Here is a 12,071-nt window from a genome sequence, read left to right on the forward strand (position 1 = left end):
CGCAGCTCGGGGTGGGTTTGGGCCACGCGTGCAAACGCGTCGTCCAAGGTCATCAACTCGGCGGCCGCCGCCGGCGTCGTCGCCGCGCTGCCCAACAGCAGCCATGCGGCCAAGGCCGCCAATCGCACATGCATGGAAGTACTCCGAAAGGTTTCGATATCAACAAACGATCACCACCGCGCGCAGCAGCGGGTCGCTGGGCCGGCACTGCCGGCGACATCACCCTGCGATCGGAGGCCGGAAAGGCGCGACCGGATGCTCGTGCGGATAAGAGCGCGTGTTGGCTTGGATCACCGGAAAATGCCGGCCGATGTCCGCCACGGCCAGCAGGATCTCAGGCGCTGGCGCGGCCTGGCCGCAACACAGCACCAGCTGCTGAAGCCGGTGCAGGGCTGCGTCTGCGCCACGCTCGGAAGCTGGCGGCGCCACTGCCGGGCCGCGGTCGGCAGTGACCAGGTGGGTTTGGGCATGCAGCTCGCCGACCAGGGCCAGCACCGGCTGTGCCACCAGGCCCACAGCCAGATGCGCCAGCAGCAGCCAGCGTAGGCCAGTCCGCAGCCGGCCAAGGGCGGTCATGCAGCTGTCTTGCGCGCGTCGGCACGTGCCCGGCGGGCATCACCCAAGATCTCGAAGGCCTCCTTGATCACATACAGGCCGATCAGGGCTCCGATAACGAAATCCGGATACGGACTGGCCAGCCACCACACCAACAGGCCGGCCAGGATCACCCCAACATTGGCGACCACATCGGCCCGCGTGAACAGCCACGTCGCTCGCAGATGCACTTCGCCGGACTTTAGCGGCGCCAGCATGCGCAGCACGGTCATATTGACCGCCAGCGACAGCAGGGCGGTGCCAATCATCCAGCCGCTGACCGGCTCGGCGCCGTACATCACGCGACGGCCGACCTCAACCAACACGCCCACACCCAACACAAGCAGCACGCTGCCGCTGACCCAAGCGGCATTGGCCTTGAAGCGAGCCGTGCGCCCGATGGCGACCAGGCCAATGGCATAAGCGGTGGCGTCGGACAGCATATCCAAGGCGTCGGCCAGCAGGCCGGTGGAATGGGCAATCCAGCCGGCGATGCCGCCGATCACCGCCATCGCCGCGTTCAACGCTAGGGCGATCCAGAGGACGCGCCGCTCCTGCGCATTCTTGGCCTGGTGGTGGCAGCCGCAATCACTCATCGGAACATCTCCAGTCGCAGGGAAGCCGGGCCCGGGCGGGCCGCTGGCATGACACAGCAGGTGAGGGTAAAGTCCGTAGCTACTACGGAGTCAAGCGTCCTACGAATGAAAATCAGTGAGGCTGCCGAGGCCAGTGGATGCCACCTGGAGACGATCCGCTATTACGAGCGGATCGGCCTGCTGCCGCGCCCGGGGCGCTCGGGCAATGGCTACCGGGTGTATGGCCCGGCCGACATCGAGCGGCTGCGCTTCATTGCGCGCGGCCGGGACCTAGGCTTCAGCCTGGAGGAGGTCCGCAGCCTGCTGCAGCTGGCCGGCGATGAGGAGCTTTCGTGCGGGGACGTGGACCGGTTGGCCCGCAGCCATCTGGCCGACGTGCGCGCCCGCATGGCCGACCTGCAGCGCATGGCCAGCGAGCTGGAACGGGTGATTGCCAGTTGCCATGGCGGGCAGCGGGCGGAATGCACCATCCTGTCGACGCTGCGCCAGACGACCTCGGTGGAGGCCACGCGCCAGTGACCGAACTGGACCGCTACCTCGATGCGGCCACGCGCCAGAACACGGTGCGCAGCTATGCGTCGGCGCTGCGGCACTTCGAGGTTGAATGGCAAGGCCACCTCCCAGCGACACCTGACAGCGTGGCCCGGTACCTGGCCGCTTATGCGCAGACCTTGGCGACCAGCACCCTCCGCCAACGTCTGGCGGCCATCGCCTCTTGGCACCGCGACCACGGCTTTGTCGACCCGACCCGATCGCCGCTGGTGCGCAAGGTGCTCAAAGGCATCCAGACCCTGCACCCGGGCCAGGTCAAGCAAGCCGCGCCGCTCCAGATTCGGCGGCTGGTCGAGCTCGATGACTGGCTGGCCGCGGCGATCGCTGCGGCACATGCCCGGGGCGATGGGCCGGCGGCGCTGCGCCATCAACGAGACCGAGCGCTGGTGCTGCTCGGGTTCTGGCGGGGATTCCGTGGCGATGAACTGCTGCGTCTGGACGTGGCCCATCTCACGCTGGTGCCGGGACAGGGGATGACCTGCTTCTTGCCACGCAGCAAGGGTGATCGCCAAGCAGCCGGCGTCACCTACAAGGTGCCGGCGCTGTCGCGGTTATGTCCGGTGGAGGCGACCCAGGCGTGGCTGCAGGCGGCCGACCTGCAAGAAGGGCCGGTGTTTCGGGCAGTCAACCAATGGGGCCAGGTGAGCGCCGAAGGCCTGCATCCCAACAGCTTGGTGCGCCTGCTGCGCGAGTTGCTGACCAGTGCAGGCTTTGCCGATGCGGGGCTCCACAGCAGCCATTCGTTGCGCCGCGGCTTTGCCAGCTGGGCCAACGACCAAGGCTGGGACATGAAGGCCTTGATGGAGTACGTGGGCTGGCGCGATGTGCAGTCGGCCATGCGTTACCTGGACGGGCGTGACCCGTTTGCCCGGGACCGCATTGAAGCAAGCCTGCCCAGTCCAACCGTGCCGGTACCGGCGATGGCACTGCCGGCGCCGGAGGGCAAATCGGCCCTGCAGCTGCGCCTGCGCATGGTGCTGACCCCGTTTGCCCGCACGGGCCGCGGCGCGGCCAAGGCCCGAGGCCGAATTGAAGAGATCTGCTTGGCCCCGTTCCAGGCTGTGCGCCTGAACACCGCCAGCAGCGAGTACCAGTTGACTGCTCCCACCGATCCCGAAAGGGATCTGGATGAAATCCTGGCCACGTTGCTCGATGACATGCACCGCATGGCCGATACGCACCAGTGCTTCCTGGAAGCGTCGCTCAGTACAGACGACGGCCGGCACTGGGACTGATCCCCCTCACACCCTCCGGATCCAATGGCTACCCTTCACGAGACCGCCTACCCGCGACTGAAGCCTGATCCCACCGCCAAGGAACTGGAGGAGATCTATACCCCGACCGCCGCTGAGATTGCATTCGCCAAGCAGCTGACCACCCAGCCGGGTCCGCAGCTGGCGGAACTGATTCATCTCAAGCTCTTCCAACGCTTGGGCTACTTCACGCTGTTGGCCGACGTACCCGAGCGGATCCGGAAGCACATCGCCAAGGCCGCCCGACTCGGGCGCGTATTGGACACCGACCAGCTCGAACGCTACGACGCTTCCGGCAGCCAGCGCCGGCATATGCCGCAGCTTCGGCAATTCATCGGGGTACGTCCCCTGGATAAATCGGGCTTGGCTTGGCTGGACACAGTGGCCACCGGAGCAGCCCAGACCAAGCACACCATCCCGGACATCGTGAACGTCCTGCTCGAAGAGCTGGTGCACCATCGCTACGAACTGCCCGGTTTCCGCACTCTGGAGCTGGCCGCCATCGGCGCCCGTGAGCGGGTCAATCTGGGCTACTACCGCAGCATCAGCCACGCGCTGACGCCTGCCACGCGCACGCTCATCGACGAACTGCTGCGCGCACCGGAAGGGTCCAGGTTCACCGGCTGGCAATCACTCAAGCGCGAGCCCGGCCGGCCCACCAACAAGGAAGTTCGGTTCTACCTGCAGCACATCCGCATGCTGCAGCAGTTGGCCGACCAGCTGCCTCCCATCGATGTGCCGGTGCCCAAGCTCAAGCAGTTCCGTGCAATGGCTCGGGCCTATGACGCCAGCGAGCTGGCCGAACTGGCTCCGGACAAGCGCTATGCGCTGGCCACCATCTTCATTCGCGCCCAGCATGCCAAGACACTGGATGATGCAGCCGAGTTGTTCATCAAGCAGGTGCGCGGGCTGGAGAACACGGCCCAGCAGAAATTGCTGGCCTACCAGCTCGAACATGCCAAACGGGCCGACTTCCTCATCGGCCAGCTCAAGGAAATCCTGCAGGCCTATCAGCTAGACGGCAGCGATAGTCAGCGCGTGGATGCCATCGACAACAGCCTGGAAGCGGAAGTGTCGACCTTGCTGGCCGAATGCGAAGAACATATGGCCTACGCCGGGAAGAACTACCTGCCTTTCATGCTGCAGCCCTATGGCGCGGTCAGGCCGCTGCTGTTCAATGGGCTGGAGCTGATGAAACTTCGGGCGACCAGCCACGACGCCGGCATGGAGCCGCTGATCGCAGCGGTGCTCTCGCTGCGCAACCAGCGCCGTGAGCTGATCGAGGTCGCCTCCCTCGGTTTGGACCCGGAAAAGGACTTTGACTGGATGTCCAAGCTCTGGTGTCAGCACGTGTTCGGCAAGCGGGCCAGTGCAGCCGGCGCCGGCTGGATGCACCGTAAGTACTTCGAGCTGGCCGTGCTGGTGCAGGTCAAGGACGAACTGAAGTCCGGAGATCTCTTCATTCCCAGCAGCGAACGGTTTGATGACTACCGTGAGCAGCTGGTCGATGAAGCCACCTTGGCCCAGGAACTGGAAGCCTACGGCCAGGTGTCAGGCCTGCCCACCGACGCCGAGTCTTTCGTGGCGGGATTACGTGCACAACTGACCTCCCTGGCCGATGAGGTCGACGCGCGTTTCCCGGAGAACGTACATGCGGACATCCTGGATGGGCGCCTGGTGCTGCGGAAGGGGCAACGCGCCGAAGTCTCCAGCGCGATTACCACGGTGGATCGCCTCATCGCCGAACGGCTTCCAGAATCCAGCATCGTCGATGTCCTGATCGATGCCAGCCAATGGCTGGATCTGCACCGTTTCTTCCGCCCGATCGCCGGCACCGAGAGCCAGGTCGAAGATCTGCCCCGACGTGTGATCACCACGCTATTCTGCTATGGCTGCAACCTGGGGCCGACGCAGACGGCGCGGTCGATCAAGGGCTTCAGCCGGCGCCAAGTCGCTTGGCTCAACCTGAAATACGTGACCGAGGATGTGCTTGAGAAGGCCATCGTGGAGGTCATCAATACCTACAACAGATTCGACCTGCCTGGCTATTGGGGCAGCGGCAAGAGCGCATCAGCTGATGGCACGAAGTGGAGCGTCTACGAGGACAACCTGCTGTCGGAGTATCACATCCGCTACGGCGGCTACGGTGGCATCGGCTACTGCCACGTGTCCGACAAATACGTAGCGCCGTTCAGCCACTTCATTCCCTGTGGCGTGCACGAGGGCATCTACATCCTCGACGGTCTGTTGGCCAACACTTCCGACATCCAGCCTGAGATCGTCCATGGCGACACGCAGGCCCAAAGCTATCCGGTCTTCGGCCTGGCCCACATGCTGGGCATCCAGCTGATGCCCCGGATCCGGAACATCAAGGACCTGACATTCTTTCGGCCCGAACCGGGTAGGGCTTATAAGAACATCCAGGCACTGTTCGGGGACAGCATCGACTGGCAACTGATCGCCACCCATCTCCACGACATGCTGCGGGTGGTGATCTCAATCCGATTGGGCAAGATCACCGCGTCCTCGATCCTGCGCCGGCTGGGCACCTACAGCCGGAAGAACAAGCTGTACTTCGCCTTCCGGGAACTTGGCAAGGCCGTTCGAACGCTGTTCTTGCTGCGCTACATTGATGACAATGAGATCCGCAAAACGATCCATGCTGCCACCAACAAGAGCGAGGAATACAACGGCTTCGTGAAATGGGTGTTCTTTGGCAGCCAGGGGATCATTGCTGAGAACGTCCAACACGAGCAGCGCAAGATCATCAAGTACAGCCAGCTGGTCGCCAACATGATCATCCTCCACAACGTGGAGGGCATGAGCCGCACCTTGGCTGAGATGCGGAAGGAGGGGATTGAACTGACGCCCGAGATCCTGGCCGGCCTGTCGCCGTATCGGACCAGCCACATCAATCGCTTCGGCGACTACCATCTCGACCTTGATAGGGAAGTGGCGCCGCTGAGCTATACAGCGAAAGTCCTTGAACAGGCCCCATAGACGGGGAGATCCGCTATCGGGACAAGGAAATTATGATTTTGTTTCAATCGCTTAGGCGGTTTTTGGCCCTGTACGTAACGATTCCCTGCCGACCCTCTACTACTGTCGATTCCGACCACCTGCTTCACGGTGCCGGCCCAGTGCGGATACTGGCGCCGCAGTGCCGGCACGACGATATTCTTGACCGCGTAGTTTATTTTCAACCCTGCCTTGGCCGCTGGCGTGGCTTGCCGGTTACCGACCCAGATACCCATGACGCGGTCACCGTCGTAGGAGGTAATCTTGCCGCCCTCCTTCTTGATGATGGTGGCGGCGCAATGCAGGAACGCTTTGTAGATCTCCGCGCTCAGCCACCAATGCTCGGCATCGACCATCTTGGTGGAGCCTTTAAGGTCTGCGTACAGGACCGTGGCGCGATCAAACTCGACTGCGTCGTTGCCGAGCCGCAGATCCTCAGGATCGGGCACGACCTGGCCCTGTCGGGTTGACCATTGGTTTTGCGTGATCGCTTCCACTGCTGCCGTCATCTCTTCCAGCACTGTCATGGTCAGTCTCTCGGTCCAGCGGCGAGAATCCGGGCGCGGATCTGCTCGCACGCCGGTGCCAGCAAGGCACGGGCATCGGCACCAGGTTTGTATCGGTAAGGAACGGTAGTCAGCCCCGCCAGATCGCTCGGCAGCTTCAGCTTGTCTTCGCGCGGCTCCATCAGGAAGGCGCGCCGACGTCCCAGAAACCCAATGAACATGCCCAGCTCAAAGACGACGTTGTCGCGCATGACCGGCCACTCGTCACCGCGGCTGATCACCATGTCGTCGGCATGCGCCACGGCAATTGCAAAGTCCGCCTGCTCCAGCTGGGCCTCCAGCTCATCAAGGGTGTAGTTGGCCGCGCGGAAAACGCCGTGGTCCCAGACCACCGTCAGGAAGGGATCGTGCTCGAAATGCTGCACCAGCAGGCGGGTGACCGGCAGCGCCTCCACCGAGGACATCACGAAGACCCGGACCCGTTCGCGGGGGGCCGTAATCATTCGGTTACGCTCCTTCAGCCGGCGCGACAGAGCAGCTGCCAAGCGCCGCCAGATCAATGGGTGTGCATCGGCAGCGCGACTGAAATCGCTTTCAGGCACCTTCAACACCACTGTGGGCTCGGTGGCGGTAATGGTGGCCGCACGCAACTGGGTCGGCTCGATGGCTGCCATCTCCCCCACGTGTTCCCCGACTCGGCGGGTATTGACCACCTTGCCATTGACGATCACGTCCACCGCACCGGCAACGATGAAAAACACGTCGGTTTCGGCATCTTCTTGCGTGATGAAGGACGCGCCAGCCGCGACTTCCAGCAGTTCCCCGGCCTCAGCCAGCTGCGTGGCAGCAGCCTCCAGCCCCGCCAGGGTGCGGAACTCGGCCAAGGCCGCCACCAGTCGCCTGCCGCCGTCGGCAGAAAGTCGCTCGATAATGCTCGCCCCCATACCTTCCCTCCCTTGAAAGTGTGAACTGGCTCCCAATATACGACAAATGAACCAGCCGAAAACCGGTTGGTGCCCGGCCCGAGAGCGACGCGACCCGCTCCGGCTCGGTCTCCATTTGGCCGCAGGGAGCAGGACGATGGGACATAGCTGGAAGGAAGACCGCACCAAGAAGCGCCTTACCACGCGTTACGAGGAAGTCCGTAAGGTCGATATTCGTGACTACACGCGCGAGACCTCGTTGGACAATATCGCGGTCAACCGCGCCTATCGGGTTAACGGCGCGCATGTCTACATCGACATCGTCAATCTGCAGGACATGCTCAACTGCACCAATGTTGAAGGGGAAACGTGCCACAAGCGCGCTCTCCGCTTCCTGAATCAGCATTACCGCGCCGTCCACCGCCTCCTGGTCGAGAGTGAGACGGTCCGCGTGGATTTCCACAACCAACGGTTGCATGCGGTGGTCACCAAGCCCTATGGCGATGCCGATGAGCGCGCACGGATCGAGCGCGCGGTGGCCATTGCCCAGCTGACCATCGACGTTCTGGCCGAAACGGGCGATACGGATGAGCACATCCCTAATGCAAAGGTCCGTGTGGGTATCGACAGCGGGCTGGCACTGGCCGTCAACAACGGTCGCCGCGCCAGCCGCGAGCCGCTCTTCCTGGGCTCCCCGGCAAATCAGGCCGCCAAGTGCGCCGGCCATGGCGTGGCGGAGGGCATTTACCTCACCCATGGTGCACGGGCGCTGCTCGAGCTGCCGGCGCTGAGCGGCGACAAAGACCGCACCACGCCGCTGACCCAGGATCAGGTGGCGGCCTGCGTTGAGGCGGCAGGCTTGGGCGTTTCCAAGACGCGGATCATAGAGCTCTGGAAGGAGGAGCAGGAGGACCTGCCCATTGGCGAATTCGAATTCAGCCGCCCTACCCCGCCGATTTCCGATCTGGACTTCAGCCTGCTTAGCGCTGCCAAGTCCAAGCGCTTCGAGGGTGTGTCGCTGTATGCAGACATCGACGGCTTCACCAACTTCGTAGATAAGCATCTGGATGAGGATCCGCAGCATCTGGTACGCGCTCTCCACGTGCTGCGGTCAGAGCTGGATGCGGTAGTGCACTTGGACTTTGCCGGGCGGCGCATTCGCTTTATCGGCGATTGCCTGCAAGGCGTGCTGCTGGAAGGTACCTCAAAGGAGACCGACACCGAAGCGACGGTGAGTACAGCTGTACAGTGCGCAGGCGCACTTCGCAGCAGCTTCGCCGTGGCCATTGACTACTTGAACTCCGAGGGTTCGATCACCGAGGAGCTGGGTCTGGCCATCGGCTTTGAGCTTGGGCCGCTGGCACTGTCCCGGCTGGGAATGAAGGGCAGTTTGGTGCGCTGCGCAACCGGCAGGGCGGTGCTGGCCTCGGAGGCCGAACAGCGGCAGTGCGATGGCGTGCAGACCGCGATCGGTGAGAAGGCCTACAACGCCGGTACCGACGCAGTTCGTCGAGTGTTCGCATCTGACCGAAAGGTGGCCAACCTCGATTACGCGGCAGCGGTGGAAGAACTGGCCGCGTCGGGTGACCCAGTGGCCAAGGCGGTGTTGGCGGCCCATTACGCAGAGGCGGCCCCCGCGGTGGTTCCCGGCCTTGAACAGCCGATCCGCCCGCACTCAGATATCCACTGATGGCGTTGGCCTTCGAATTGCTGCAAGGCGTGGCATCGGACTACGGTGCCACGCTGCATCGCGCCGCAGGCGGAGGGAGGGCTGAGATCTCGGTCACTCGTCCAGGCGGGGCTGTGCATGTTTTCACCCTGGCGATCTCCATCGCCGGGGAGCACGTGTCTGCTAAGGAAGCCCCAGGACACCACCAACTTCCGCAATTCTGCCCTGACAGACACATCAACCCCAACCAAAGCTTCTGCCTGGGATGGGGTGACGGTAAGCCGGGGCACATTATCGACGAAGCGGCAGCCAGACAGTGGTGGTCGACGGTGTATCGATTCTTGGCCCATCAAATCAGCGCGAATGTACGCAGGGTCTTCCCAGGTGCAGAAAACGGCCGCGCCCATGGCGACGCGGCCAAGCATCAAGCTATCGCGGAGCAGGCGGCCGAATGCCTGGGCCCAGAATTCAAGGCGGCGGCGCAAGCCGGTCTGTTCGAAGTCCGGCAAGATGTGCGGCCGGGAAAGCGTCGACTGGAGCTGTGGCGTGGCGATCAACTGATTGCGCGCGTTTCACTTCGCAGCAATTCCCTGATTTCCGGAAAGCTGGCCTGCCCCTGCGGTTGCCGACCGAAGCGCACGACAGCGGAATGCGCGGACCACGCCGAAGCTCTGGCGACCTATGTCCTGGAGCGGCACCGCTGCGCGCTAGCCGACAGGGCCTTCCTTGATCAATGCGCTGCAGCGGGAATGGCTTGCTGCGGGACCTTGGAGACATGCGGTCTTCGCAACGCCATCCGGCGCAAGCAAGTCGGATGCACGAAGAAAGAGAACCCTCAACATGCAAGAAGTTCGAGATACTGGCGACCGCCAGCCAAATCAAAGCGACCGCGTTAACGCTGCATGGCAGCAGCTTCAACTCGTTCTTGGCTTCTTCTCGCGAGTGGACACGAAGCTATCGGTGGGTCTGGGCATCAACCTGGGCATGCTGGCGATGCTCTCCACCCGAATCCCCAAGCCAGAAGATCTCACCCTGCTTGTTTCAGTCGTTGGCGTGCTGTTCCTGACGCCCCTCACTTTGAGCTTCTGGAACCTGTGGTTGGGCTATTTTCCCGATCTTCGCGGCGGATCCAATTCGCTGATCTTCTTTAGTCGAATCGAAAAAATGACCGAGTCTGAGTTCCTGCGCGCGTGTGAAACCAGAACGCTGGATGGGTTTGAGCGCGACGTGTTGGGCCAATGCTGGAGGAATTCCAAGATCCTGGTCGCTAAGTTCAAGTGCTTGAAGAGGTCTTACCTCGCTACCGCCCTGACCATTGCACCTTGGATGGCGCTCATTACCCTGCTGCCACCGCCTGTAAAGTAGCAGCACGCTATCGATCCGGTAAAGTCGGCACCATGGCACCTTGATTGAATGAATCCCCCTCGAATCAGGTGGGGGCGTCACCCCTTGGCAGCCATTGCATTTGGCTTTCGGGAAACAAGAGGGCCGACGGTCGCCAGGGTCTTTCCCTCATACAGTCCTCATCCATCGCCATTGCACCCCATCGAGCCACCAGCTCGACAGTACGTCCATGGAACGACTGCCTCACCGGATCGAGGGAAGCGGCGTGCGTGATGTCGCCCTCGCCGGCATACGTCCCAGCGGCGGCAATCCATCTCGCAGATGTCCGACTTCGGCCAGAAGTGGGCATCTACCCTACCCCCGATAACGAATCCTAATCATGAAGCTGGATGCCTCCTCCCGCGTTTGGCGGAGGACAACTTCCGGCCCAAAGCACCTCACAACCCGGCGTCCGAGTCTTCTGCTCGACTGCGTCTTCTACGCCGCCCTCTACTCCGCGATTCCCAGTGCATCATGCTTTCTGATTTGATCTTCCGGCTAAGCACCGGCTCTGGATGCCCTATCCATGGGGGGGGCGCTCCTCAAGGGAGATCGCTTTTCGGAACGTTGCAGGAGTCGAACGCTACCGGGGTGTCTCCTAGCTCCTCACAAGCGGTCGCTAATGACACGAGGAACTCAACCGCAAGCTTTCAAGCTTTGAAAGCCCAACCGGCGCAATTTCGCATTCCCAACCATGCGATTTGAAAGTGCTTCCACGCCTAATTGCCCGCAATTAAGTGCATTGCAATCAATATGTTAGCCATATTGCAGGGGGTTGCGCGCACGAGTAGAGTTGTTGTCAGTGCGCGACCTTGCGCGGCCAGACCACGACTGAGTACGGCAGATGTCCGAAGACTCGCTCGAAACGAAGTACCTGCGCACCTTCGGCGCTGTTCTGTCTGCGGCCCAGACCGCAAGGATCCTTGGCTACAAGAGCACTGCGTCGTTGGCCAAGGCGCGCGCACGCGGGTCGCTGCCCTTCCAAATGTTCCTGCTGCCCAAGCGCCGCGGCTGGTTTGCCGACACTGTCGATGTTGCCGCCTTCGTGGATTCTGCGAAGGCATCGTCCGGCGGCTAGCCGCATTTCCCAACCCACCAGGAAGCCCTGAGCATGAGCTGAAACCGCCCTCTCTGACCCCTGGAAATGACAATGCCCCCGCGTCAACGAGGGCATTAGCCTCTCGAAAGAGCGAGAGGTAGGAAGTACTAAACACCAACAGGTTTAGGCTCCTTCATTTCTTCCGCGAAGTCAAGCCGCCAGTGATGGTCGGCCAGACAGGTGTTGCCTTTACATGGGCCGGCATATGCCGACCCGAGTGAAGGTTGCGCCCTGGCCCGCCCCGTCCCTCGCGGTGTGGTGCCACCGTGCACCTAATCCGGAGAAAACCATGCTTTCAGGAGCTGCCTGCCCGGTAATGTTCGACACTGCTCGGGTCAATCACCCCAACCTGCGCCCCACCGAAACTTCTTATGCCGCTTGGCCTGTACGCCGAAGCCGGCTAGTCGCCACTCTGCGCGGCATCACCCGCCACTACCCCGTGATGACTGCCGCGAACAGTCACCATGACTGGCTAGCT

At 62.5% G+C, this 12,071-nt stretch carries 10 protein-coding genes; 6 read left to right on the forward strand and 4 right to left on the reverse strand.

The annotated features are described in order from the left end of the window. Positions 1-219 precede the first annotated feature (219 nt). Positions 220-576, reverse strand: coding sequence for a hypothetical protein (locus tag RYM47_RS02860; protein WP_074058977.1), 357 nt, complete (start codon positions 574-576; stop codon positions 220-222). Beyond that, positions 573-1,190, reverse strand: coding sequence for a cation transporter (locus RYM47_RS02865; RefSeq protein WP_074058976.1), 618 nt, complete (start codon positions 1,188-1,190; stop codon positions 573-575). Before RYM47_RS02865 ends, RYM47_RS02860 begins: the two co-directional genes overlap by 4 nt. A gap of 105 nt (positions 1,191-1,295) precedes the next feature. Here RYM47_RS02865 and RYM47_RS02870 point away from each other — a divergent pair, with 105 nt between their 5' ends. The 3 genes from RYM47_RS02870 to RYM47_RS02880 are packed head-to-tail and all read left to right on the forward strand — an operon-like array spanning position 1,296 to position 5,995. Continuing rightward, positions 1,296-1,709 (forward strand): helix-turn-helix domain-containing protein, encoded by a 414-nt coding sequence (locus RYM47_RS02870; protein ID WP_315385951.1) that lies wholly within the window; start codon positions 1,296-1,298, stop codon positions 1,707-1,709. Beyond that, complete coding sequence (locus tag RYM47_RS02875; protein ID WP_005413373.1) at positions 1,706-2,977, forward strand: site-specific integrase; 1,272 nt, start codon at positions 1,706-1,708, stop codon at positions 2,975-2,977. The genes RYM47_RS02870 and RYM47_RS02875 overlap by 4 nt, the downstream gene beginning before the upstream one ends. Before the next feature lie 24 nt (positions 2,978-3,001). After that, positions 3,002-5,995 carry a Tn3 family transposase gene (locus RYM47_RS02880; protein WP_315385955.1) on the forward strand — a complete coding sequence of 998 codons (2,994 nt, stop codon included), beginning with the start codon at positions 3,002-3,004 and terminating at the stop codon, positions 5,993-5,995. Here the strand turns inward: RYM47_RS02880 and RYM47_RS02885 are convergent. Together RYM47_RS02885 and RYM47_RS02890 are read right to left on the reverse strand one after the other, a co-directional pair. Continuing rightward, positions 5,962-6,540 carry an adenylate/guanylate cyclase domain-containing protein gene (locus RYM47_RS02885; protein WP_174704360.1) on the reverse strand — a complete coding sequence of 193 codons (579 nt, stop codon included), beginning with the start codon at positions 6,538-6,540 and terminating at the stop codon, positions 5,962-5,964. The genes RYM47_RS02880 and RYM47_RS02885 overlap by 34 nt on opposite strands. 2 nt (positions 6,541-6,542) lie before the next feature. Beyond that, positions 6,543-7,463: a TIR domain-containing protein gene (locus RYM47_RS02890; RefSeq protein WP_102789235.1), complete on the reverse strand. Its 921-nt coding sequence runs from the start codon at positions 7,461-7,463 to the stop codon at positions 6,543-6,545. Positions 7,464-7,599: 136 nt separating this feature from the next. Here RYM47_RS02890 and RYM47_RS02895 point away from each other — a divergent pair, with 136 nt between their 5' ends. From RYM47_RS02895 to RYM47_RS02905, 3 genes are all read left to right on the forward strand, one after another. Next, positions 7,600-9,132 carry an adenylate/guanylate cyclase domain-containing protein gene (locus RYM47_RS02895; RefSeq protein WP_315385958.1) on the forward strand — a complete coding sequence of 511 codons (1,533 nt, stop codon included), beginning with the start codon at positions 7,600-7,602 and terminating at the stop codon, positions 9,130-9,132. Positions 9,133-9,837: 705 nt separating this feature from the next. Further along, entirely contained in the window at positions 9,838-10,476 is a 639-nt protein-coding gene (locus tag RYM47_RS02900) for a Pycsar system effector family protein (protein WP_146027614.1), read from the forward strand. Positions 10,477-11,338: 862 nt separating this feature from the next. Then, positions 11,339-11,572 (forward strand): hypothetical protein, encoded by a 234-nt coding sequence (locus RYM47_RS02905; protein WP_102789238.1) that lies wholly within the window; start codon positions 11,339-11,341, stop codon positions 11,570-11,572. Positions 11,573-12,071 lie beyond the last annotated feature (499 nt).

Origin of the sequence: uncultured Stenotrophomonas sp. (genome assembly GCF_963519125.1) — a bacterium.
Lineage (GTDB): Bacteria > Pseudomonadota > Gammaproteobacteria > Xanthomonadales > Xanthomonadaceae > Stenotrophomonas.